Origin of the sequence: Amycolatopsis sp. MtRt-6, from assembly GCF_017308975.1 — a bacterium.
Classification (GTDB): domain Bacteria; phylum Actinomycetota; class Actinomycetes; order Mycobacteriales; family Pseudonocardiaceae; genus Amycolatopsis.
This window is the reverse complement of record NZ_JADWPD010000042.1, coordinates 55,070-78,788: the sequence shown is the minus strand read 5'-3', so window position 1 is coordinate 78,788 and position 23,719 is coordinate 55,070. Positions and strand designations below refer to the sequence as shown.

Annotated in this window: 22 protein-coding genes; 18 read left to right on the top strand and 4 right to left on the bottom strand. The window is 71.8% G+C overall.

The genetic code is table 11. The features are described from left to right. The first annotated feature begins 100 nt into the window (after positions 1-100). The 5 genes from I4Q55_RS44085 to I4Q55_RS44065 all read left to right on the top strand — a co-directional run bounded on the left by I4Q55_RS44085 (position 101) and on the right by I4Q55_RS44065 (position 5,942). Entirely contained in the window at positions 101-775 is a 675-nt protein-coding gene (locus I4Q55_RS44085) for a GntR family transcriptional regulator (RefSeq protein WP_307793473.1), read from the top strand. 162 nt (positions 776-937) lie between these two features. Continuing rightward, positions 938-2,128, top strand: coding sequence for a S8 family serine peptidase (locus I4Q55_RS44080; RefSeq protein WP_206796722.1), 1,191 nt, complete (start codon positions 938-940; stop codon positions 2,126-2,128). Positions 2,129-2,364: 236 nt separating this feature from the next. Beyond that, positions 2,365-3,525, top strand: coding sequence for an acyltransferase (locus I4Q55_RS44075; RefSeq protein WP_206796721.1), 1,161 nt, complete (start codon positions 2,365-2,367; stop codon positions 3,523-3,525). Positions 3,526-3,615: 90 nt separating this feature from the next. Beyond that, complete coding sequence (locus I4Q55_RS44070; protein ID WP_206796720.1) at positions 3,616-5,316, top strand: CTP synthase; 1,701 nt, start codon at positions 3,616-3,618, stop codon at positions 5,314-5,316. Beyond that, a complete protein-coding gene (locus I4Q55_RS44065) occupies positions 5,313-5,942 on the top strand; it encodes an NUDIX domain-containing protein (protein ID WP_206796718.1) in 630 nt (209 codons plus the stop codon). Before I4Q55_RS44070 ends, I4Q55_RS44065 begins: the two co-directional genes overlap by 4 nt. A 21-nt stretch (positions 5,943-5,963) precedes the next feature. On the opposite strand, the gene I4Q55_RS44060 is transcribed toward I4Q55_RS44065, so the two are convergent. Beyond that, complete coding sequence (locus I4Q55_RS44060; RefSeq protein ID WP_206796717.1) at positions 5,964-6,464, bottom strand: DUF1707 domain-containing protein; 501 nt, start codon at positions 6,462-6,464, stop codon at positions 5,964-5,966. Between the two features lie 92 nt (positions 6,465-6,556). Between I4Q55_RS44060 and xerD the strand changes: the two genes are divergently transcribed. From xerD to I4Q55_RS44020, 8 genes are all read left to right on the top strand, one after another. After that, positions 6,557-7,459 (top strand): site-specific tyrosine recombinase XerD, encoded by a 903-nt coding sequence (gene xerD, locus I4Q55_RS44055; protein ID WP_206796749.1) that lies wholly within the window; start codon positions 6,557-6,559, stop codon positions 7,457-7,459. Between the two features lie 147 nt (positions 7,460-7,606). Continuing rightward, positions 7,607-8,578 (top strand): ParA family protein, encoded by a 972-nt coding sequence (locus tag I4Q55_RS44050; protein ID WP_206796715.1) that lies wholly within the window; start codon positions 7,607-7,609, stop codon positions 8,576-8,578. Next, on the top strand, positions 8,575-8,979 hold the full coding sequence (locus tag I4Q55_RS44045) for a cobyrinic acid a,c-diamide synthase (protein ID WP_206796714.1): 405 nt from the start codon (positions 8,575-8,577) through the stop codon (positions 8,977-8,979). The genes I4Q55_RS44050 and I4Q55_RS44045 overlap by 4 nt, the downstream gene beginning before the upstream one ends. After that, complete coding sequence (locus I4Q55_RS44040; RefSeq protein ID WP_091315015.1) at positions 8,979-9,875, top strand: ScpA family protein; 897 nt, start codon at positions 8,979-8,981, stop codon at positions 9,873-9,875. The genes I4Q55_RS44045 and I4Q55_RS44040 overlap by 1 nt, the downstream gene beginning before the upstream one ends. Next, positions 9,872-10,813 carry an SMC-Scp complex subunit ScpB gene (scpB, locus tag I4Q55_RS44035; RefSeq protein WP_206796713.1) on the top strand — a complete coding sequence of 314 codons (942 nt, stop codon included), beginning with the start codon at positions 9,872-9,874 and terminating at the stop codon, positions 10,811-10,813. Before I4Q55_RS44040 ends, scpB begins: the two co-directional genes overlap by 4 nt. Then, complete coding sequence (locus I4Q55_RS44030; RefSeq protein ID WP_206796712.1) at positions 10,800-11,552, top strand: pseudouridine synthase; 753 nt, start codon at positions 10,800-10,802, stop codon at positions 11,550-11,552. Before scpB ends, I4Q55_RS44030 begins: the two co-directional genes overlap by 14 nt. 117 nt (positions 11,553-11,669) lie before the next feature. Further along, positions 11,670-13,511 (top strand): Xaa-Pro dipeptidyl-peptidase, encoded by a 1,842-nt coding sequence (locus I4Q55_RS44025; RefSeq protein ID WP_206796711.1) that lies wholly within the window; start codon positions 11,670-11,672, stop codon positions 13,509-13,511. Between the two features lie 99 nt (positions 13,512-13,610). Further along, a complete protein-coding gene (locus I4Q55_RS44020) occupies positions 13,611-13,955 on the top strand; it encodes a hypothetical protein (protein ID WP_206796710.1) in 345 nt (114 codons plus the stop codon). Here I4Q55_RS44020 and I4Q55_RS44015 read toward each other — a convergent pair. The 3 genes from I4Q55_RS44015 to I4Q55_RS44005 are packed head-to-tail and all read right to left on the bottom strand — an operon-like array spanning position 13,943 to position 16,037. Continuing rightward, positions 13,943-15,142 carry a cation:proton antiporter gene (locus I4Q55_RS44015; RefSeq protein WP_206796709.1) on the bottom strand — a complete coding sequence of 400 codons (1,200 nt, stop codon included), beginning with the start codon at positions 15,140-15,142 and terminating at the stop codon, positions 13,943-13,945. The genes I4Q55_RS44020 and I4Q55_RS44015 overlap by 13 nt on opposite strands. Before the next feature lie 7 nt (positions 15,143-15,149). Continuing rightward, on the bottom strand, positions 15,150-15,632 hold the full coding sequence (locus I4Q55_RS44010) for a cation:proton antiporter regulatory subunit (RefSeq protein ID WP_206796708.1): 483 nt from the start codon (positions 15,630-15,632) through the stop codon (positions 15,150-15,152). 36 nt (positions 15,633-15,668) lie between these two features. Then, entirely contained in the window at positions 15,669-16,037 is a 369-nt protein-coding gene (locus I4Q55_RS44005; protein ID WP_206796706.1) for a DUF4267 domain-containing protein, read from the bottom strand. 111 nt (positions 16,038-16,148) lie between these two features. Here I4Q55_RS44005 and I4Q55_RS44000 point away from each other — a divergent pair, with 111 nt between their 5' ends. From I4Q55_RS44000 to I4Q55_RS43980, 5 genes are all read left to right on the top strand, one after another. Continuing rightward, the gene (locus tag I4Q55_RS44000) at positions 16,149-16,694 is read left to right on the top strand and encodes a TetR/AcrR family transcriptional regulator (RefSeq protein WP_206796746.1); all 546 of its coding nucleotides are present in this window, start codon (positions 16,149-16,151) and stop codon (positions 16,692-16,694) included. A 90-nt stretch (positions 16,695-16,784) separates the two neighbouring features. Continuing rightward, positions 16,785-17,489, top strand: coding sequence for a (d)CMP kinase (cmk, locus tag I4Q55_RS43995; RefSeq protein ID WP_206796745.1), 705 nt, complete (start codon positions 16,785-16,787; stop codon positions 17,487-17,489). Beyond that, positions 17,486-18,145 (top strand): 1-acyl-sn-glycerol-3-phosphate acyltransferase, encoded by a 660-nt coding sequence (locus I4Q55_RS43990; protein ID WP_206796705.1) that lies wholly within the window; start codon positions 17,486-17,488, stop codon positions 18,143-18,145. Before cmk ends, I4Q55_RS43990 begins: the two co-directional genes overlap by 4 nt. A gap of 16 nt (positions 18,146-18,161) precedes the next feature. Beyond that, positions 18,162-19,622: a ribosome biogenesis GTPase Der gene (gene der / locus I4Q55_RS43985; protein WP_206796704.1), complete on the top strand. Its 1,461-nt coding sequence runs from the start codon at positions 18,162-18,164 to the stop codon at positions 19,620-19,622. Between the two features lie 198 nt (positions 19,623-19,820). Continuing rightward, on the top strand, positions 19,821-23,705 hold the full coding sequence (locus tag I4Q55_RS43980) for a Pls/PosA family non-ribosomal peptide synthetase (protein ID WP_206796703.1): 3,885 nt from the start codon (positions 19,821-19,823) through the stop codon (positions 23,703-23,705). Positions 23,706-23,719: the final 14 nt, after the last annotated feature.

Genomic DNA, 23,719 nt, shown 5'->3' with positions numbered 1-23,719 from the left:
ACTTTGGAATCCCAAATATCGCTTCGGGGTCCACGCGAGTCAACCCTCCGGCCGATAAACTCGTGTTACGGCCGGTTACGGCGGTGTTGAGGGAGGGGGAGTGGTGGAGGACGAGCGGCAACCCCTCGCGGCCACGCGGCAGCGGGTCCGCGAGGAGCTGCGCGAACGGATCGTCACCGGACGGCTCCGCCCGGGGGACCGGCTGGTCGAGCGCGAGCTGGCCGAAGACCTCGGCGTCTCACGCGTGCCGGTCCGCGAGGCCATTCGCAGCCTCGAGGCCGAGGGTTTCCTCGTCGTCCAGTCACCGCGCCGGGTCGTCGTCCGCCAGCTGGCGCGGGTCGACGTCGAGGAGCTGTTCGACGTCCGCGAGGCGCTCGAAGGCCTCGCCGCCGGGCTCGCCGCGGCGCGGGCCGGTGCGGCGGAGCTGAAGAGGCTCGAGCGCATCCTCGCCGACGCCGCCCGCGCGACCACCCGCGGCGACGTGGCCCGCATCCCGGCGCTCAACTCGCGCTTCCACGACGAGATCATCGCCATCGCGGGCAACGCGCTGCTCAGCACGATGCTGCAGCCCCTGGCGGGCCGGCTCCGCTGGCTCACGAACCAGAACGAGCGCTGGGCGAGCCTCTTGGAGGAGCACCGCCGGCTCTGTGAGGCGATCGCGTCGGGGGACGCCGAACGCGCGAAGGCGTCCGCGGTGGAGCACGTGCGTGTGAACCGCGAGGTGACGCTGCGTTTGCTCTTCGGCGACGAACCCGGTGAGCGGCCGGCGGGCTGAGGCCCGCCCGGTTTGGCGAGAAAGCACGCGGGCGCCCGGTTTTTCAGCCATTCGCACCAGCGGTGACACGACTTTGGTCTGTGTCACGCCGCCGAACGGCTGCTTACGGTCTTCGGTCACCGGTCCCGCCGACCGTGTCCCCACCGCCTCCGGAGGTTCACTGTGCGTAGAGCGACAGTCTTCGCCGCCGCCTTCACCCTCGCCCTGACCGTCACCGGCGTCGCCGAGGCGGCGCCCACCGCCCACGGCCACGCCCAGCGCGTCTGCTCGGTCGCGCCGGCCGGGTTCGCCGCCTGCAACGCCTGGATCGACACCGACACCACCTTCGCCGCGGCCGCCACGCCGTCCGGGTTCGGCCCGGCCGACCTGCTCTCCGCCTACAACCTCGGCTCCCTCGCGAGCAGCGCCGGCGCCGGCCGCACGATCGCCATCGTCGACGCCTACGACGCCCCGACCGCCTTCGCCGACGTCAACGTCTACCGCGCCCAGTACGGCATCCCCGCCCTCGCGTCCTGCACGCCGTCGTCGGTCAACGCCAGCATGACCCCGTGCTTCGCGAAGGCCGACCAGAACGGCGGCACCACCTACCCGCGCAAGGACGGCGGCTGGGCCCAGGAGATCTCCCTCGACCTCGACATGGCGTCGGCGATCTGCCCGAAGTGCAACGTCCTGCTGGTCGAGGGGACGTCGTCGAGCTTCGCCGACCTCGGCACGGCGGTGAACACGGCCGTCCGGCTGGGTGCCGAGGTGGTCAGCAACAGCTACGGCGGCAGCGAGTTCTCCGGCGAGGCGAGCTCCGAAGGCCAGTACTTCAACCACCCCGGCGTGGCGATCACGGTCAGCTCCGGCGACGCCGGGTACGGTGTCGAGTTCCCGGCCGCCTCGCGGTACGTCACCGCCGTCGGCGGCACCAGCCTGAAGAAGGCGTCGAACACGCGCGGCTGGAGCGAGACGGCGTGGAGCGGCGCGGGCAGCGGCTGCTCGGCGTATATCACCAAGCCGTCGTGGCAGGCCGACAGCGGCTGCGGCAAGCGCACGGTCGCCGACGTCAGCGCCGTCGCCGACCCGGCCACCGGCGTCGCCGTCTACGACAGCACGGCCTACCAGGGCCGCTCCGGCTGGCTGGTGTTCGGCGGCACGAGCGTCGCGGCCCCGGTCGTCGGCGGTGTCTACGCCCTGGGTGGTGTCAGCGGCATCACGGGCGCGAACACTGTGTACTCGAACACATCGTCGCTCAACGATGTGAGCGGCGGCAGCAACGGCTCCTGCGGCGGCAGCTACCTCTGCACCGCCGTGACCGGCTACGACGGCCCGACCGGGCTCGGCACCCCGAACGGGGCCACCGCTTTCTGAGCGCTGCGCGAGTAAGGGCCATCACGCCGGCGGCGTCCCGCCCGCGTGGTGGCCCTTCACGCTGAGCACTAACATGATCACCGTACCCGCGCATCCCGAGCGGAAGTGGCATATCCGACATACCCGAGAAGCCCCGCCAACAGGCGCTTCCCAGCGGCTTCATGGGAAATTCACAGAATGGGTGGCAAGTCTGACAACGTGAACCACGCCGACGACGGTGCCGGACCGGCGGCACGATGACGACTGCCCAGGCCACGCTCGAGGCCCCCGCCCGCGCCACGAGACCGGGCGGCAAAGCGCCCTACCTCCACCAGATCGACCTGTTCCGGTTGATCACGTTCGCCTGCGTCATCCTCATCCACGTGGTGGGCGCGACGAACTTCGCGCAGGACGTCGGCGCCAACGCCGTCGAGACGCCGCTGCACTTCACCCGCGAGGCCTTCTTCGCGCTCACCGGGTTCGTGCTGGTCTTCCAGAACCGCCGCCGCGAGTTCACCGCCGGCGACTTCTGGCGGCGGCGGCTCCCGCTGGTCGCGACGCCCTACCTCGCGTGGTCGATGTTCTTCTGGGCGTTCGCGCTGGTGACCGGGGAACAGCAGCCGGGCTCGCTCGAGGCGTCGATGCGCCTGCTGCTCAAGGACCTCGTCACCGGCGGCGCGTGGTACCACCTGTACTTCCTGCTCGTGACGATGCAGGTCTACCTGCTGTTCCCGGTGCTGATGAAGGTGCTGCGGGCGACCGAGGGCAAGCACAAGTGGCTGCTGCTCGGCAGCGGCCTGCTGCAGGTCGGCGTGACGTTGTTCATGACCTACCAGCCGTTCGGCGTGAGCTACGAGGCGATCACCCACCTGTACGGCACGGTCCTGCCGTACCAGTTCTACACGCTGTTCGGCGCCGTGGTGGCCATGCACTTCGAGACCGTGCACGCCTGGGTGGGGCGGCACCGGCTGCTGCTCGGCGGCGCGCTCGTGGCGGTGCTGGCCGGCACCGAGTGGTTCTACTTCCGGACTGTCCACAATGGAACCTTCCCGCAGGTGGCCAGCGACCCGTTTCAGCCGTACCTGATCCCGTGGTTCCTGACGGTGATCGCGGCGATCTACGCGTTCGCCACGCGGTGGGCGGCCCGCCGCCGCGAAGGCAGCCGCGGCGCCCGGGTGGTGTCGTGGGCGGCGAACCGGTCGTTCAGCATCTTCCTGGTGCACCCGCTCGCGCTGGCCCTGCTGGGCCCGGTGATCCCGTACGTGGCGGAGCGGTTCGGCGCGCCGTGGCTCAGCGTGATCATCTACCTGGCGACGATCGTGCTGACCGTCCTGATCGTGGAGGTCCTGCGGCGGCTGCCGGGCAGCCGGGCGCTCACGGGCCGGCCGCGGCTGCGCCCGGCGAAGGCCGCGGCCTGACCTCACCCGCACGGGTGGCAGGCGTCATATCCCGCGTCCCGGGCATGTCCCGGCGCGCGGATCCGCACCAGTGGGATATGCTGGCGGCCCGTGGGACTTCAGTCACGGGCAACCAAGTACGTCTTTGTCACCGGAGGCGTCGCCTCCTCTCTGGGTAAGGGACTCACGGCTTCCAGCCTGGGTCAGCTCCTTACCGCGCGCGGGCTTCGCGTCACGATGCAGAAGCTCGACCCCTATCTCAACGTCGACCCCGGGACGATGAACCCGTTCCAGCACGGCGAGGTGTTCGTCACCGACGACGGCGCCGAGACCGACCTCGACATCGGCCACTACGAGCGGTTCCTCGACCGCGACCTCGACGGCAAGGCCAACGTCACCACCGGCCAGGTCTACTCCGAGGTGATCGCCAAGGAGCGCCGCGGCGAGTACCTCGGCGACACCGTGCAGGTCATCCCGCACATCACCGACGAGATCAAGGCCCGGATCACCGCGGCCGCCGGGCCGGACGAGACCGGCCAGTCGCCGGACGTCGTCATCACCGAGGTCGGCGGCACGGTCGGCGACATCGAGTCCCTGCCGTTCCTGGAGGCCTGCCGCCAGGTCCGCCACGACGTCGGCCGCGACCAGTGCTTCTTCCTGCACGTCTCGCTGGTGCCGTACCTGGCGCCGTCGGGCGAGCTCAAGACGAAGCCGACCCAGCACTCGGTCGCCGCGCTGCGCAACATCGGTATCCAGCCCGACGCGCTGGTCTGCCGGGCCGACCGGGAGATCCCGGAGGACCTCAAGCGCAAGATCGGCCTGATGTGCGACGTCGACACCGAGGCCGTCATCGCCTGCCCGGACGCGCGGTCCATCTACGACATCCCGAAGGTGCTGCACGGCGAGGCGCTCGACGCCTACGTGGTCCGCCGCCTCGGCCTGCCGTTCCGCGACGTCGACTGGACGGTGTGGGGCGACCTGCTCGACCGCGTGCACAACCCGAACGAGGTCGTCCGGATCGCGGTCGTCGGCAAGTACATCGACCTGCCGGACGCCTACCTCTCGGTCACCGAGGCCCTGCGTGCGGGCGGGTTCGCCCACCGCGCCAAGGTCGAGATCGTCTGGGTCGCCTCCGACGACGCGCAGACCGCGTCCGGCGCCGCCTCCGTGCTGTCCGATGTGGACGGTGTGCTGATCCCGGGCGGGTTCGGCATCCGCGGCATCGAGGGCAAGGTCGGCGCGATCGAGTACGCCCGCACCCGCGGCGTCCCGCTGCTCGGCCTGTGCCTCGGCCTGCAGTGCATGGTCATCGAGGCCGCCCGGCACCTGGCCGGCATCAAGGACGCCGGCTCGTCGGAGTTCGACGAGAACACCAAGCACCCGGTGATCTCGACCATGGCCGACCAGCGCGACGTCGTCGCGGGCGAGCGGGACATGGGCGGCACCATGCGGCTCGGCGCGTACCCGGCGAAGCTCAAGCCGGGCTCGCAGGTCGCCAAGGCCTACGGCAGCACCGAGGTGTCCGAGCGGCACCGGCACCGCTACGAGGTCAACAACGCCTACCGCAAGCAGCTCTCGGACGCCGGGCTCGTGTTCTCCGGCACCTCGCCGGACGACCACCTGGTCGAGTTCGTCGAGCTGCCCGCCGACAAGCACCCGTTCTTCGTCGGCACCCAGGCGCACCCGGAACTCAAGAGCCGCCCGACCCGGCCGCACCCGCTGTTCAGCGCGTTCGTCAAGGCCGTCGTCGACCGCAAGGTCGCCGAGCGGCTGCCGGTCGAGCTGCCCGAAGCCCCGGTGGCGGCCCGGTGACCGCGCCCGGCGAGCACGAGTTCAGCGTCGCGGCCAGCCGGGACGTCCACATCGGACGCGTCGTCGGCCTGCGCGTCGACGACGTCGTGATGCCGGGCGGGGGCACCGCCGTCCGCGAGGTGATCGAGCACCTCGGCGCGGTGGCGATCGTGGCGCTGGACGACGACCGGCAGGTCACGCTGATCCACCAGTACCGGCACCCGATCGGGCACCGGCTGTGGGAGCTGCCCGCGGGCCTGATCGACCACCTCGGCGAGGACCCGGTGGGCACGGCGCGCCGGGAGCTCGTCGAGGAGGTCGGCCTGGCGGCTGCGGACTGGGTGACCCTGGTCGACGTCGCGGCGTCGCCCGGCTTCACCGACGAGGTCGTGCGGGTCTTTCTCGCCCGCGGACTGTCCGAAGTGGACCGCGAGGTGCTCGGCGAGGAGGAGGCGGACCTGGTCATCCGCAAGTTCCCGCTCGCCGAAGCGGTCCGGATGGCCCTGGCCGGCGAGCTGATCAACGGCGCCACGGTGTCCGGTGTCCTGGCCGCGCACGCGGTGATCAGCGGCGCGGCCTCGCCGCGGCCGGCGGACGCCCCGTGGGAAGACCGCCCGACGGCGTTCGCCAAGCGCCGCGAGGCCTGAGCTGCTCCGCTGCGCCCCGGTTCAGGGGCGCAGCGGGCGGCCCTCGGCGTCCGTGCCGCCTTTGACCAGGAGCACGATGCCGTCGACGATCGGCCACACCACCCCGACGCCGGTGCAGAAGGTGGCGAAGAGCTGGGCCACGCCCAGCGCGGTCTGGCCGGTGTAGAACCGGCCGACGCCGAAGGGCAGCACGATCTGCAGCACCCCGGCCACCGTCCTCGACCGGTGCGAGTACGGCACGGGCATCGGCTGCGAGTACGGCGCCGGTGGCGCATACGTGGGCAGCTGGACGGTGGACTGCGCGTACGGCGGCATCGGGGGTGGCCCGAAGAAGCCCGGGTGCGGCTGCGGCAGGTCGCGGAACAGCGGCCGCAGGTCGCCCAGCGTGGTCGCCGCGTAGGCGTCCGTCACCCGCGTCTCGTACTCGTCCGGGGTGAGGCGGCCCATGCCGAAGTGGTCGGCGAGCAACCTCGCCGTCTCCTCCCGCTCGGCCGTCCCGACGCGCAGCTCCTCGGACCCCATGGATCCAAGGTAACCAACCGGGGTTTCTGCCGGGTCACGAGCGCCGGGCGGCCTATGGTGGCGGCGTGGTAGCCGCGGGCAGCACCGACGGCGTGATCGCCGCGTACCTCGACCACCTGGTCGTCGAACGCGGGACCGCGCGCAACACCCTGGACAGCTACGCCCGCGACCTGCGCCGGTACGCCGCGCACCTGGGCGGCCTGGGCGTCGCGAAGATCGCCGACGTCACGTCCGCGCACGTCACGGCCTTCGGGGCCGCCCTGCGCGAGGGCGACGACGAGCACCAGCCTCTGGCGGCTTCGTCGGCCGCCCGCGCCCTGGTCGCCGTGCGTGGCCTGCACAAGTTCGCGCACGCCGAGGGGCACACCGAGCACAACCCGGCCCGCGAAGTCCGGCCGCCGACGCTGGCCAAGCGGCTGCCCAAGGCGCTGCCGGTCGACGACGTGCTGCGGCTGCTCGAGACCCCGCCGCCCGACGGCGAGCGCGCGCTGCGCGACCGGGCGCTGCTGGAGGTGCTGTACTCGACCGGGGCCCGGATCTCCGAGGCGGTCGGCCTGGACGTCGACGACGTCGACGACGCCGAGCGCACGGTCCTGCTCGACGGCAAGGGCGGCAAGCAGCGGCTGGTCCCGATCGGCCGTCCGGCGCTCGCCGCGCTGCACGCCTACACCGTCCGCGCCCGCCCGGCGCTCGCCGCGCACGGCCGCGGCACCGCGGCGCTGTTCCTCAACGCCCGCGGCAGCCGGCTGTCGCGGCAGAGCGCGTGGCAGGTCCTCAAGGACACCGCCGAACGGGCGGGCATCACGGCCGCGGTGTCGCCGCACACGCTCCGCCACTCCTTCGCCACGCACCTGCTGGAAGGCGGCGCCGATGTCCGGGTCGTCCAGGAACTCCTCGGCCACGCGTCGGTGACGACGACCCAGGTGTACACGCTGGTCACGGTCAACACCCTGCGCGAGGTGTACGCCACGGCGCACCCGCGAGCACTGGGCTAGACGGCCCTATAAACGGTCAACAGCCTTCGTAGCCTGCACCGACGGTCGAGTGACATTGCCCCGTCGAGTCCGGCGCGTTGCTTTGCCGGGGCTCCGACTCCGGACATAGGCTGCGGCGGACGCTGACGAACAAGGAGCTTTCGCGCCATGTCGACACCGAACCAGCCGGCCGTCCCGGCCGAGTCCGCCGGGTCGGCGGCGGCGAACCTCAGCCAGGTCACCATCGCGACACCGATCGACCACGACGGCGACGACCAGCAGGAGCGCAACGGCAAGAAGGTGAAGCTCGAGGGCATCGGGCCGACCGGCCGCCCGATCCGCGAGCACCCCGATCCGGCGCCGCTCGACAAGCACGGCCCGGCCAAGATCATGGCGATGTGCAACCAGAAGGGCGGCGTCGGCAAGACGACGTCGACCATCAACCTGGGGGCCGCCCTCGCCGAGTACGGGCGCAAGGTGCTGCTCGTCGACTTCGACCCGCAGGGCGCGCTGGCCGTCGGTCTCGGCATCCAGCCGCACGAGCTGGACCAGACGGTCTACAACGCCATCATGGAGCGCTCGGTCAGCGCCACCGACGTGCTGATGAAAACCCGCGTCGACGGCGTTGACCTGCTGCCGAGCAACATCGACCTGTCCGCCGCCGAGGTCCAGCTCGTCGCCGAGGTAGGGCGCGAGCACACGTTGTTACGGGTCCTGCGTCCGGTCATGAACGACTACGACTATGTTCTTGTCGACTGCCAGCCCTCGCTCGGCTTGCTCACGGTGAACGCGCTGACCGCCGCGGACGGCGTGATCATCCCGCTGGAGTGCGAGTTCTTCAGTCTGCGAGGCGTCGCCCTGCTGATCGACACCATCGAGAAGGTGCAGGAACGCCTCAACCCCAAACTGGACATCGTCGGGATTCTCGCCACCATGTACGACCCGAGAACCCTGCATTCGAAGGAGGTCATGGCTCGCGTGGTGGAGGCATTCGGCGAGACCGTGTTCGACACGGTCATCAACCGCACCGTGCGGTTCCCCGAGACGACGGTCGCGGGTGAGCCGATCACGACCTGGGCGCCCAAGTCGGCCGGCGCGGCGGCGTACCGCCAGCTGGCTCGCGAGGTGATCGCTCGGTGAGCAGGCGCGCCTCCCTGCCCGGAGCGTCGGAACTCTTCCGCATCACCTCCAGCCCCGCTCTCGATCTCCCTCCCCAGGCCCCGGCCGAGCCCGCCGAGAAGCCGAAGCCAGCGGGTAACGGCCGGACGGACCAGCTCGCCCGCAGCGCGGCCCCGCACGGATCGGGCCGGACCAAGCACGACGCGAAGATCACCGTGTACGTCTCCGGCGAAGAGCTGGTCGCCATGGAGCAGGCCCGGCTGACGCTGCGCGCGAAGCACGACTTGGTCGTCGACCGCGGCCGGCTGGTGCGCGAGGCCGTGGCGGTGCTGCTGGCCGACTTCGACCAGCACGGCGAAGAATCGGTGCTGGTCCAGCGGCTGCGGGTGGTCGGCTCAGACGGCGGCGAAACCGAGGGCTGATGGACGAGCCGGCTGACGCGCCGGAGGCCCCGGAGCCGCATCAGACGGTGCACGGCGGGATGATCCCCGAAGGCGTGAACACCGAGGAACTGAGCACGTCGAAGTTCAAGGTGCGGCTGGCGAACTTCGAGGGTCCGTTCGACCTGCTGCTGCAGCTCATCTCGCAGCACCAGCTCGACGTCACCGAAGTGGCGTTGCACCGGGTCACCGACGACTTCATCGCGTACACGCGCGCGCTGGGCACCGACTGGAACCTCGACGAGACGACGGAGTTCCTCGTCATCGCGGCGACGCTGCTGGACCTGAAGGCGGCGCGGCTGCTGCCGTCGGCCGAGGTGGAGAGCGAAGACGACCTCGCGCTGCTCGAAGCCCGCGACCTGCTGTTCGCACGGATCCTGCAGTACCGCGCGTACAAGCAGGTGGCGGCGCTGTTCGGCGAGCTGGAACAGAACGCGCTGCGGCGCTACCCGCGATCGGTGGCGTTGGAGGAGCGGTTCGTCGGGCTCCTGCCCGAAGTGATGCTGGGCGTGACGCCACAGAAGTTCGCCGACATCGCGGTGGCGGTGTTCCGGCCGAAGCCACCGCCGACGGTCTCGATCGCCCACATCCACATGGGCCGCATCTCCGTGCGCGAGCACGCGGCGATCCTCCGGGTGATGCTGGCGGAGCGAGGCCAGGCGACGTTCGGCGAGCTGGTCGACGACTGCGAGCACACGGTGGAGATCGTGGCGCGCTTCCTGGCGCTGCTGGAGCTCTACCGCGAGGCGACGGTCCAGTTCGAGCAGAGCGAGGCACTGGCCGAGCTGCACGTCCGCTGGACGGGCGGCACGAAGGAGGAAGCCTCCGCGGCGGCCGAGCTGGACCGCGCGTTCGGAGACGAAGAGGAGTACGGGTGAGCCCGGAGAACAACGAGCAGGTTTCCCCGCCCGAGCCGCCGGTGGCCGAGTCGGCGGCTGAGGTCGAAGCCCCGGAACCGCCCGCGGGTGCGGAACCGGCCGAAGCCGCGGCGGAGCTGGCGCTGGACGAGGCACTGTCCGGCGAGCCGGTGACCGAGGACGGCGAGCCGGTGGCGCCCCTCGTCGCGGAGGAAGCCGCGGTCGGGGAAGCGGCCGTGGAGCCTGAAGCGCCCGTGGTGCCTGAAGCGGCCGTGGAGCCTGAAGCGCCCGTGGAGCCTGAAGCGGCCGTGGAGCCTGAAGCGGCCGCGGCGCCCGAGCCGGCCGCCGAGCCCGGGCCCGCCGATCCCGAGTCCGACCTGGTCGCCGCCGGCGACTCCGACTCCATGCCGGACCTCACCTCCGACGAGGCTCTCGAAGCCGCGCTCGAGGCGCTCCTCCTCGTCGTCGACTCGCCCGCGAGCGAAGAACTGCTCGCCGACACCCTCGGCCAGCCCAAGTCGCGGATCGTCGTCGCGCTGCGGACCATGGCGCAGAAGTTCACCGATCGGACCTCCGGGATCGACCTGCGGCGCGTCGGCGAAGGGTGGCGGTTCTACACTAGGGACGTCCATGCCCCGTTCGTGGAGAAGCTCCTGCTGGACGGCCAGCGGTCGAAGCTGACCCGGGCCGCGCTGGAGAGCCTCGCCGTGATCGCGTACCGGCAGCCGGTGACCCGCGCGCGGGTTGCCGCGGTGCGGGGCGTGAACGTGGACGGCGTGATCCGGACGCTGCTCGCGCGCGGCCTCATCGAAGAGATGGGGACCGATCCCGAGACGACCGGGACGCTGTACGTGACGACCGAGCTGTTCCTGGAGCGACTGGGGCTGTCGTCACTGAACGACCTGCCGCCGATCGCTCCGTTGCTACCCGAAGTGGACACCATCGATGACATCCAGTGAACACCCCGACGGCGTCCGGCTGCAGAAGGTGCTGTCGCAGGCCGGGGTCGCCTCCCGGCGCGCGGCGGAGGACCTGATCGTCGCCGGCCGGGTCGAGGTGGACGGCGAGGTCGTCACCGAGCTGGGCCGCCGCGTCGACCCGGACACCGCGATCATCCACGTCGACGGCACCCGGGTGAACCTGCGCGACGACCTGATCTACCTCGCCCTGAACAAGCCCAAGGGCGTGCACTCGACGATGTCGGACGACCGCGGCCGCCCCTGCGTCGGCGACTACCTGCGCGGCCGCTACGAGGAGACGCCCGGTGTCGTGCACGTCGGCCGGCTCGACGAGAACACCGAGGGCCTGCTGCTGCTGACCAACGACGGCGACCTCGGCCACCGGCTGATGCACCCGTCGTACCGGGTGCTCAAGACCTACCTCGCCGAGGTCGACGGCCTCGTGCCGCGCGGGCTCGGCAAGGAGCTGCGCCGCGGCTGGGAGCTGCCGGACGGCATCGTCAAGGTCGACCAGTTCCGCGTCAAGGACATGCACTCCGGCAAATCGCTTGTCGAGCTGGTGATCCACGAGGGCAAGAAGCACATCGTGCGCCGCCTGCTCAAGGACGCCGGCCACCCGGTGCTCAAGCTGGTCCGCACCGCGGTCGGCGACGTCCAGCTGGGCAACCAGCGCGTCGGCTCGATCCGGCGGCTGACCAAGAACGAGGTCGGTGCGCTCTACCGGAACGTCGAGCTCTGACGCCTGCTTTTCGGGGGTCCGGGTGGCGAAGCCCCCGGCCCGGGGCGAAGCCCCGGTTGTCACAGTCCCGACTTTCCGCCGTGGTGCGCCCGCGCCGCTGCTGCCAGCGTGAGGGGTATGCGAACCGGTCTGGTACTGCTCGCGCTCATCCTCCTTCCGACGTTCGCCCCCGGGGTGGCCCACGCGGCGCCCCGGGTCAGCGAGCCGATCCACGACTACGCGAAGGCGATCCGCGAGACCGTCTGGGTCGACATCGGCCGTGACGGCGACGGGGACGGCCGGTCCGATCGCGTGGCCGCGGACATCATCCGGCCGGGCGAAGCCACTTCACCCGTTCCGGTGATCATGGACGCCAGTCCGTACTACTCGTGCTGCGGGCGCGGCAACGAGAGCGAACTGAAGTCCTACGACAGCGCCGGGAAGCCGGTGAAGTTCCCGCTGTTCTACGACAACTACTTCGTGCCGCGCGGCTACGCCGTGGTGCTGGTCGACCTGGCCGGGACGAACCGCTCGGCCGGCTGCGCGGACGTCGGTGGCGCTTCGGACGTCGACTCCGCGCGCAAGGTCGTCGACTGGCTGAACGGCCGGGTGACCGGCTACAGCGCCAAGACCGGCGGCAGCGCGGTGTCGGCGGGCTGGAGCACCGGCAACGTCGGGATGATCGGCAAGTCCTACGACGGCACGATCGCCAACGGCGTCGCGGCGACCGGTGTCGCCGGGCTGAAGACGATCGTCCCGATCGCGGCGATCAGCTCCTGGTACGACTACTACCGCTCGGACGGCGCGACCTTCGGCTTCAACCCGGACGGGCTCGCGCGCACGGTCGAAGCGCGCAACAGCGGGCAGAACTGCTCGGCGCAGAACCAGGTCCTGGCCTCCGGCGCCACCGCGAACGGCGACTACGGGCCGCTCTGGGCGGACCGCGACTACGTCCGGCGGGCGGGCAACGTGCGGGCCAGTGTGCTGCTGTCCCACGGCGTCAACGACCTGAACGTCAAGACCATCCACTTCGGACAGTGGTGGGCCGCGCTGAACGTCGAGAAGAAGATCTGGCTGGCCCAGACCGGGCACGTCGACCCGTTCGACTACCGGCGGGCGGACTGGGTCGACCTGCTGCACCGGTGGTTCGACCACTACCTGCTGGGCATCGACAACGGCGTCCAGAACGGCCCGCAGGCCAGCGTCGAGCGGCAGCCGGACCAGTGGGTGGACCAGAGCGCGTACCCGGCGGCGAACGCACTGGCCACGACGCTGCGGCCGGGGCCGTCCGGCACGCTGGGCACCTCTCCGGCGTCCGGGACGGCGTCCTTCACCGACAACCCCGGCCTGGGCGAGGACGCCTGGGTGACGAACCCGGGCAGCGCGGCCTTGACCTACTCGACCGGCGCCTTGCCCTCGGACCTGCAGATCTCGGGGACCTCGTCGGTCACCGTGACGGCGACGCCGAGCACGACGTCGGCGCGGGTGTCGGCCCTGCTGGTGGACCTCGGCCCGGCGACGATCCGCAACTTCGCGGGGAGCGGCGAGGGGATCAGGACGGGCACGGCGGAGACGTGCTGGGGCTCGTCTTCCGCGGGGGACGACGCTTGTTATCGCGTGGCGACGGCGGACGTGAAGAAGGTGAGCTACACGATCCTCAGCCGCGGCTGGGCGGACCTGGCGAACTACGCGTCGCTTTCGCAGGAGCGGCCACTGACCCCGGGAACGGCGTACACGATGACGTTCCGCCTGGCGTCGACGGACCACATCGTGCCCCGCGGTCACGCGTTGGCGTTGATCATCGGCGGCACGGACGGCAGCTTCATCCGCGGACCGGCCCAGCCGGGCCGGGTGACGCTGGACCTGGCCCGGACATCGGCTTCGGTGCCGGTGGCGGGTGTGGTCCCGGCGGCGACGACCCACCCGGCCCTCGGCACGGGTGCGTTCGTGCCGTCGGCGGGCCGGGCGGACCTGCGGTGAGGTAGCCGGACGGCCCAGCCGGGCCCCGCCGGAAGGTCGCTTGTCCCCGGACCTTCCGGCGATAGGCTCGGAAAACCCGCACCCGACCGAGGAGCCGCCGTGCCGATGCGGAAGCTGAGCGCGATCCTGGCCGCCGTGACCGCCGCCTCCGCGCTGGTCGTCGTCCCCGCCGTCGCGCAGGCCGCCACCACGACCGCCTGCGCGTCCGGTGTCTCCGTCCGGACCAGCTCGGTTCCCTACCCGTCGCCGACGGTCAACCTCGGCACGTCGTGCGCCGGGTTCGCCGACGCCGGGGCGCCCTACGTCTTCACGATCGCCCGGCTGAACGCCGTCTACCACCAGTTCCCGACGAACGCCGTCTACACCAACGTCACCGCGACCTGCAGCACTTACTCCTACAGCGGGACGCCCCTGGTCGCGACGGGCTGCACCTACGTGTTCTGAGCTTCGGCCGGTGCCGTCCGCGCGGCCGCTTTCCGCTGCAGCGCACGGGCGATCGGCTCGACGACGCGGGCCGCCGTCGGGCCAAGGATCGCCATCAGCAGGACGTACGCCGTGGCCAGGGCTGCCAGCTCGCCGGTGACCGCGCCCGCCGCCACCGCCAGCCCGGCGATGACGATCGAGAACTCGCCCCGGGCGACCAGCGCCGCACCCGCACGGGCCCGCCCCATCTTCCCGATGCCCTGACGGCGGGCCGCCCACCAGCCCGTGGCGACCTTCGTCGCGGTCGTCACCACCGCCAGCACGATCGCCCAGCCGAGGACCGGCGGGATCGACGCCGGGTTCGTGTTGAGCCCGAAGACCACGAAGAACACCGCGGCGAACAGGTCACGCAGCGGCTCCAGCATGTGCGTCGCGTTCTCCGCCGTGGAGCCCGAGATCGCGATGCCGAGCAGGAACGCGCCGACCGCGGCCGACACCTGCATCGCCGAGGCCAGCCCGGCCACCAGCAGTGCCGCGCCGAGGACCTTGAGCAGGAACACCTCGCGGTCCGGGCTGTCGACCGCCGCGGAGACGTACCGGCCGAACTTCAGCGCGACCACCAGGACCACGGTGATCACCAGCAGCGAGATGCCGACAGCCTCCAGGCCGCCGAGCAGGGAGACACCACCCAGCACCGCGGTCAGGATCGGCAGGTAGAGCGCCATCGCGAGGTCCTCGAACACGAGGATCGACAGCACCACCGGCGTTTCGCGGTTGCCGAGCCGGCCGAGGTCGCCGAGCACCTTGGCGACGATGCCGGACGACGAGATGTACGTGACGCCCGCCATCACCATCGCGCCGACCGGGCCCCAGCCCAGCAGCAGCGCGACGGCGGCGCCGGGGGCCGCGTTGAGGACGATGTCGAGCAGGCCCGCCGTCCACGAGCGGCGCAGCCCGGTGAACAGCTCGGCCGCGGAGTACTCGAGGCCGAGCAGCAACAGCAGCAGCACGACGCCGATTTCGCCGGCCAGGTGGGTGAAGCCGCCGATGTCGGCCAGCGGGATCAGCCCGCCCTGGCCGAAGCAGAGGCCGCCGAGCAGGTAGAGCGGGATGGGGGAGAGGCCGATCTTGCCTGCCAGGCGCCCGAGCACGCCCAGCCCGAAGAAGACCGCCCCCAATTCGATCAAGGACAGCGCGGTGTGGTCCATCGGCCGCTCAGCCGTACTTGAGGATCTTGGCGGCGGCTTCGAGGCCCTCGCCCGTGCCGACCGCGACCAGCAGATCGCCGCCGGTGAACGTGAAGTCCGGCGTCGGCGACGGGTGCACCTGGCCGGCCCGCGCCACCGCGACCACCGAAACGCCGGTGCGGGTGCGCATCGCGGTGTCGCCGAGCGTCCGGCCGTCGAACGGGCCGGACGGCTTGATCGGCAGCTGCCGCGTGCTGATGCCCGGCAGGTCGCGGTGCTCCTCGGTCAGCTGCGCGACCAGCTGCGGCGCGCCGAGCAGGTTGGCCAGCGCGCCGGCCTCGTCCGCGGTGAGCGGGATCGAGGCGGCGCAGGCATCGGGATCGTCCGATTTGGACACGATCAGCTCGATGTGGCCGTCCCGCTGGGTGACGACGCCGATGCGGCGGCCGGTACGGGTGGCGAAGTCCTTGCGGACCCCGATGCCGGGCAGAGGAGTTACTTCGACGTTCACCCAACCACCGTAACCCAGGTGCCCGTTTCGCGGTGTTCAGCCGAGCAGGAGCAGCAGCGCGGCGGCGACCATCACGGCGGCGGTCAGGCCGTGGACGCCGAACGCGATGGCCTTCTTCCCCCGGTGGCGCAGGACGATCAGCATGTCGAAGAAGGGCCAGGCGGCCGCGGCGAGCATGAGCCAGCCCAGCGCGTGCGGGTCGCCGTAGATCATCAGGGCCAGCGGGACCAGGCCGGCGCCGATGTCACGGCCGCCCTTGACGTTCAGAAACGTGTCGGCGTTTCCGGGGACCTCGGTGAAGCCGAAGCCCGCGGCGATCTTCGCCGGCGCGAAGAGGTAGTTGAGGCCGATGTAGATGATCCCGAGCGCGACGATCGCGGTGAGGACGTAGCCGGTGACGAGCATGGTGTTCCCTCCAGTTTTCTAGCATCGCTAGGATTGCTAGCAACGCTAACTTAGCACCGCTAGTTTGTCTAGCAGTGCTAGCATCCGACCATGACCCAGCGACAACGGCGTGTGCGCGACCGGACCGAGCGAGCGCGGCGGATCGTCACCGCGGCCCGGGAGCTCGCCGAGGCGGAAGGCTGGGACGCGGTCACCACCCGGCGGCTGGCCGCGCTGATCGAGTACAGCCAGCCGGTGCTGTACAGCCACTTCCCCGACGGCAAGGACGCGATCATGGCGGCGGCCGCGCTGGAGGGCTTCGCCGAACTGGCGGCGACGCTGGTGGCGGCCCGCCCCGGCGGCCTCGGCGGGGTGGCGGCGGCGTATGTGGCCTTCGCCGCGGCGAAACCGGGCCTCTACGACGCGATGTTCACGCACGCCTCGGAACTGCGGTTCGCCGAGGACGACACCCCGGAGGTGATGAAGGCGTGCTTCGCGGAGCTCCTCGCGGTCGTCGAGCCGGCGGCGGGGGAGCAGGACGCGGGCGCGTTGACCGAGGTGTTCTGGAGCACGTTGCACGGGCTGGTGACGCTGGACCGGGGCCATCGGCTGTCGCCGGAGCACCGTGACGAGCGCCTCGCGCTCGTGGTGGCGCGCTTCGGCGCGCGGGGCGACTGATCTCCTCCGTACCCCGACCGGCAGAATGGAGACCGGCCAGGACGAGACGAGAACGCGAGGAGAGTGCCGGTGACGGGAGCCCTACGAGGTGTGGTCGCGCTGGACGGCCCGTCGGGGACCGGGAAGACCACCGTCGCCCGCAAGCTCGCCCAGCGCCTCGGCGCCGGCTACCTCGACACCGGTGCCATGTACCGGATGGTCACCCTCGCCGTGCTGCGCGCCGGCGTCGACCCGGCCGATGCCGGCGCCGTCGCCGCGGTCGCCGACCGGGCCGAGTTCACCATCGGCACCAGCCCTGAGCGGCCCGAGATCCGGCTGGCCGGCGAAGACGTCGCCGCCGACATCCGCGGGCCCGAGGTCACCAAGGCGGTTTCGCCCGTCTCGGCCGTGCCGCACGTGCGCGAGCTGCTGGTCGCGCGGCAGCGGCAGATCATCGACGACGTCGTCTCCCACCGCGGCGGGATCGTCGTCGAGGGCCGGGACATCGGCACCGTCGTCGCGCCGGACTCGCCGCTGAAGGTCTTCCTGACCGCGTCGGCCGACGTCCGCGCGTCGCGCCGCAGCACCCAGGACACCGCGGCCGGGCGGCAGTCGTCGGTCGCCGACGCGCTGGCTTCGGTCGAGCGCCGCGACCACCTCGACTCGACCCGGGCCGCTTCGCCGCTGCGCGCGGCCGACGACGCCGTGCCCGTCGACACCTCCGAGCTGTCGATCGACCAGGTGATCGTCGCCCTCAGCGAGCTGGCCAGCCACCGCGGCCTGCTGGCGGGGTGCAACGCCGAGGTAGCGCGATGACCGCTGACGGACTCCCGCAGGGATCCGTCGGCAGGCTCCACGACGCCGGGCGGGTCTTCGCCCGGTACTATCTGCGCTCGGCGTTCCGCATCCGGGTGCACGGCCGCGAGCGCGTCCCCGCCACCGGGCCGCTGCTCGTGATCGCCAACCACAGTTCCATGATCGAGCCGCAGCTGATCTTCGGAATGCTTCCGCGGCGTTCGGCGTTCCTGGTCAAGGCCGAGATGTTCGGCGGGATCGTCGGCAAGTTCATGCTGGCGATCGGGCAGATCCCGCTCAAGCGCGGCGAGATCGACCGCAAGCCGCTGCTGACCGCGGTCGGCGTCCTGAAAGACGGCGGTGTCGTCGGGATCTTCCCCGAAGGCACCCGCGGTACCGGGGACGTCGGCGCGGCCGAACGCGGCGCGGCCTGGCTGGTCCGGGCCTCCGGCGCGACCGTGCTCCCGGTCGCGACGCGGGGCACGCTCAAGCCGGCCGACGGCAAGCGACGGTTCCGGCCGCGGGTGGACATCCTCGTGGGCGAGCCGTTCACGCCGAAGGTCGGTCCCGGGAAGACCGGGCTCGACCAGGGCACCGAAGAGCTGCGCGGTGAGCTCGCGGCGCTCGTGAAGACTTTGGACGACTGGCGCGCCGAACACGGATTCGGCGCGGTATAAGGGAAATCAGGTTCCAATGGAAGAGTACGAAAGCGTCGGCGAAGTCGACGGCACCTGGTCCGACGAGACCGAATTCGCCGCGCTCGACGCGCAGATCGAGGCGGCGGAAGCGGCCGAGGAGGCCGCGCTCGGGCAACCGGTGCTCGCCGTCGTCGGCCGGCCCAACGTGGGCAAGTCGACGCTGGTCAACCGCATCCTCGGCCGGCGCGAAGCCGTCGTGCAGGACGTCCCCGGCGTGACCCGCGACCGCGTCGCCTACGACGCCTACTGGGGCGGGCGCCGGTTCACCCTGGTCGACACCGGCGGCTGGGAGCCGGACGCGACCGGGCTGCAGGCCTCCGTCGCCGCCCAGGCCGAGCTGGCCATGCAGACCGCGGACGCCATCCTGCTGGTCATCGACGCCACGGTCGGCGCGACCGCGACCGACGAGGCCGTCTCCAAGGTCCTGCGCCGCTCGAAGAAGCCGGTCCTGCTGGCCGCGAACAAGGTCGACGACGACCGGCTGCTCGCGGACACCGCGTCGCTGTGGTCGCTCGGCCTCGGCGAGCCGCACCCGGTCAGCGCGCTGCACGGCCGCAGCTCCGGCGACCTGCTCGACGCCATCCTCAAGGCCCTGCCCGAGGCGCCGCGCGAGGGCGGCGGCGCGACGTCGGGGCCGCGGCGCGTCGCGCTGGTCGGCAAGCCGAACGTCGGCAAGTCGAGCCTGCTCAACAAGCTGTCCGGCGAGGAGCGCTCGGTCGTCGACTCGGTCGCGGGCACCACAGTCGACCCGGTCGACTCGCTGGTCGAGCTGGACGGCGAGACCTGGCGGTTCGTGGACACGGCGGGCCTGCGCAAGCGCGTCAACTTCGCGGCGGGCGCCGAGTACTACGCGTCGCTGCGCACCAAGACCGCCATCGACGCGGCCGAGGTCGCGATCGTGCTGCTGGACGCGGCCGAGCCGATGTCCGAACAGGACCTGCGGGTGCTGACCATGGTCGTCGAGGCCGGCCGCGCCTGCGTGCTGGCGTTCAACAAGTGGGACCTGGTCGACGAGGACCGCCGGCACGCGATGGTCCGCGAGCTCGACCGCGGCCTCGTCCGCGTGCCGTGGGCGGAGAAGGTCAACATCTCGGCGCTGACCGGCCGTTCGGTGCGCAAGCTGGCACCGGCGCTGCGGACCGCGCTGAAGTCGTGGGACCAGCGGGTACCGACCGGCCAGCTCAACGCGTGGCTGTCCGACCTGATCGCCGCGACGCCGCCGCCGGTCCGCTCGGGCAAGCAGCCGAAGGTGCTGTTCGCGACCCAGGCCGGCATCCGCCCGCCGACGCTGGTGCTGTTCACGACCGGCTTCCTCGAGGCGGGCTACCGCCGGTTCATCGAGCGCAAGTTCCGCGAGCAGTTCGGCTTCACCGGCAGCCCCGTCCGGGTGAACGTCCGGGTTCGCGAAAAGAAGGCGAAGCCGAAGGTCGGCGGAAAGGCCGCGCGCAAGCGGTAGGCGTCACCGGGCGTGAGGTCCGACACGCGAGCGTGACCCTGTGGATATCTTTCGGTGATCCGCGGGTATGGTGGAAGGTCGTTGCGGGCGCCTCAACCGGAGAGCAAGCCCGGTTGAGGCTCCCGAAAGGTGAGTGGTGGGCTTGCGCGCCCATGGTTCGTCCCGGCACGTCCGCGGCACGGTCGAGGTGAGCGGCCGATGACCGTCACGATCGAACCCACCGGATCCACCCCCGAGGTCACGCTCGCGCCGGTCGCCGACCGCGCCCTGTTCTGGTCCGGTCTCGCGGCCGGCGAGCGCACCCTCCTCGACGTCCTGGCCGCCACCGCCGAACGGCACCCCAACGCGGCCGCGATCGACGACGGCACCACCACCCTGACCTACCGGCGGCTCCTCGACGAGATCGACGGTTACGGCCGCCGCCTCAAGAGCTACGGCGTGGGCCTCGGCGACCGCGTCGGCATCCGGATCTCCTCCGGCACCGCCGAGCTGTACATCGCCATCCTCGCCACCCTGTCCGTCGGCGCCGCCTACGTGCCGGTCGACGCCGACGACCCCGACGAGCGCGCCGAGCTGGTCTTCGAGGAGGCGCAGGTCGCCGCCGTCGCCACCGACGGCAAGATCGAGGTCCACTCGACGCCCGGCGGCCGTGACGGCGTCCCCAGCCCGGCCGACGACGCGTGGATCATCTTCACCTCCGGTTCCACCGGCAAGCCCAAGGGTGTCGCGGTCACCCACGCGAGTGCCGCCGCCTTCGTCGACGCCGAGGCCGAGCTCTTCCTCACCGACGAGCCGATCGGTCCCGGCGACCGCGTCCTGGCCGGCCTGAGCGTCGCCTTCGACGCCTCCTGCGAAGAGATGTGGCTGGCCTGGCGCCACGGCGCCTGCCTGGTCCCGGCGCCCCGCGCGCTGGTCCGCACCGGCGTCGACCTCGGCCCGTGGCTGGTCGCGCAGCGCATCACCGTCGTGTCCACCGTGCCGACGCTGGCCGCGCTGTGGCCCGCCGACGCGCTCGAAGACGTCCGCCTGCTCATCTTCGGCGGCGAGGCCTGCCCGCCGGAGCTGGCCGAGCGCGTCGCCGTCGAAGGCCGCGAAGTCTGGAACACCTACGGCCCGACCGAGGCCACCGTCGTCGCCTGCGCCGCGCAGCTGACCGGCGACGGCCCGGTCCGCATCGGCCTCCCGCTCGCCGGCTGGCAGCTCGCCGTCGTCAACGACGAGGGGAAGCCGGTCGCCATGGGCGAGACCGGCGAGCTCGTCATCGGCGGTGTCGGCCTGGCCCGCTACCTCGACGAAGCCAAGGACGCCGAGAAGTTCGCGCCGCTGCCGTCGCTGGGCTGGCAGCGCGCCTACCGCTCCGGCGACATGGTCCGCGCGGAAGAAGCGGGCCTGCTGTTCCTCGGCCGCCTCGACGAGCAGGTCAAGCTCGGCGGCCGCCGCATCGAGCTGGGCGAGGTCGACGCCGCGCTGCAGGCGCTGCCGGGTGTGCAGGGCGCGGCCGCCGCGATCCGCCGCACCAAGGCCGGCAACCAGGTCCTCGTCGGGTACGTCGTCCCCGGCGACGCGGAGTTCGACCACGACCAGGCCGCGACCCGCCTGCGTGAGCAGCTGCCCGCCGCGCTGGTGCCGCTGCTGGCCGTCGTCGACGACCTGCCGACGCGGACGTCCGGCAAGGTCGACCGCAACGCCCTCCCGTGGCCGCTGTCCACAGTGGAGGCTTCCGGGCTGACCCCGACCGAGACGTGGCTCGCCGAAGGCTGGGCCGAAATCCTCGGCGTCTCGGTCGACAGCCCGAAGGCCGACTTCTTCACCCACGGCGGCGGCAGCCTGACCGCCGCGCAGGTGGTCGCCCGCATCCGCACCCGGCACCCGCAGGTGTCGGTCGCCGACATCTACGCCCACCCCAAGCTGGGCGCACTCGCCGCGATGCTGGACGCGCTGAGCGGCCAGGCCACCGAACGCCGGGACATCGCGCCGACCAAACGCCGCGCCGGTGTCGTCCAGACGCTGCTGATGGTCCCGCTGATGGGCCTGGTCGGCCTGCGCTGGGCGACGCTCGCCGCCGCGCTGTCGAACGTCCTGGCCCTGCTCGGGTTCGCCTGGGCGCCGACGCTGAGCTGGGCGTGGGTCGGCCTGGCCTGGCTGGTGCTGTTCAGCCCGGCGGGCCGGATCGCGATCGCCGCCGGTGGCGCGCGCGTGCTGCTGTCCGGCGTCCGCCCCGGCACGTACCCGCGCGGCGGGAGTGTCCACTTGCGCCTGTGGACGGCCGAGAAGCTCGCCGAGTTCAGCGGCGCGGACAGCGTCGCCGGCGCGTCCTGGATGACGACGTACGCGAAGGCGCTCGGCGCGCGGATCGGCAAGGACGTCGACCTGCACTCGCCGCCGCCGGTCACCGGCTTCCTCAAGCTGGGCCGCGGCGCCGCGATCGAGCCCGAGGTCGACCTGTCCGGCCACTGGGTCGACGGCGACGTCGTGCACATCGGCAAGGTCCGCGTGGGCGCCGAAGCCCGCGTCGGCGCGCGCAGCACGCTGTTCCCGGGTGTCCGCATCGGCAAGGGCGCGGAGATCGCGGCGGGCTCGACCGTCCGCGGCGCCGTCCCGGCCGGGCAGCGCTGGGCCGGTTCGCCCGCCACCCGCGTCGGCAAGGACGAGCGGGACGCGCTGAAGTGGCCGTCGAGCCGCCCGCCGCGGTCGCACTTCTGGGCCGCTGTCTACGGCGCGACCTCGCTGCTCCTCGGCTTCCTGCCCGGCATCGCGGCGCTGGCCGGTGTGGCGGTGCTCGGCTACGCGATTTCCGGCGCCCCGACGCTGCTCGACGCCTTCACCCGCGCGATGATCTTCGTCCCGGTCGCGACGGCCGCGTACTTCCTGGCGTACATGCTGCTCGTGCTCGTCGGCGTCCGGACGCTGAGCATCGGCATGGTCGAGGGCTACCACCCGGTGCACGGCCGCGTCGCCTGGCAGGTCTGGGCCACCGAGCGCCTGATGAGCATGGCCCGCGAAGGCCTGTTCCCGTTGTACGCCAGCCTGTTCACGCCGGTGTGGCTGCGGCTGCTCGGCGCGAAGGTGGGCCGCAACGTCGAGGCGTCGACGGTGCTGGCGCTGCCGAAGATGACCAAGGTCGACAGCGGCGCGTTCCTCGCCGACGACACGATGGTCGCCACCTACGAACTCGGCCACGGCTGGCTGCACGTCGCCCCGGCGCGGATCGGCAAGCAGGCCTTCCTCGGCAACTCGGGGATGACCGCGCCCGGCCGTTCGGTGCCGAAGCGCGGCCTGGTCGGCGTGCTGTCCTCGACGCCGCTGAAGGCGAAGAAGGGCTCGTCGTACCTCGGCATGCCGCCGCTGCCGGTCCGCCGCGCGGTCGGCGAGGCCGACACGAGCCGCACCTACACCCCGGCGCTGCACCTCAAGGCGGCGCGGGCACTGGTCGAGCTGTGCCGGATCATCCCGGTGATGTGCGGCGTCGCGCTGACCGTCGTGGTCGCCTTCGGCCTGCTGTGGACGGCGTCGGCGTTCGGCTTCGGCGTCGCCGCGCTGCTGGCCGGACCCGCGCTGCTGGCCGCCGGGATCGTCGCGGCGCTGACGGCGACGGCGATGAAGTGGCTGCTGGTCGGCAAGTTCCGCGAAGTCGACCACCCGCTGTGGAGCTCCTTCGTCTGGCGCAACGAGCTGGCCGACACGTTCGTCGAGGCCCTCGCGGTGCCGTGGCTGATCGGCTCGGTCGGCGGCACGCCCCTGCTGACCGCGTGGCTGCGCACGATGGGCGTCAAGATCGGCCGCGGCGTCTGGCTGGAGACGTACTGGCTGCCGGAGGCGGACCTGGTGTCGCTGGGCGACGGCGCGACGATCAACCGCGGCTGCGTCGTGCAGACGCACCTGTTCCACGACCGGATCATGAGCATGTCCCGGGTGACCCTCGGCGAGGGCGCGACGCTCGGCCCGCACGGCATCGTGCTGCCGGGCGCGGGCATCGGCGCGCGCACCACGGTCGGCCCGGGTTCGCTGGTGACCCGCGGCGACGAGGTGCCGGCCGACACCCGCTGGCTCGGCAACCCGATCTCGGCCTGGCCGGGTAAGTAACGAAAGCAGGGCCA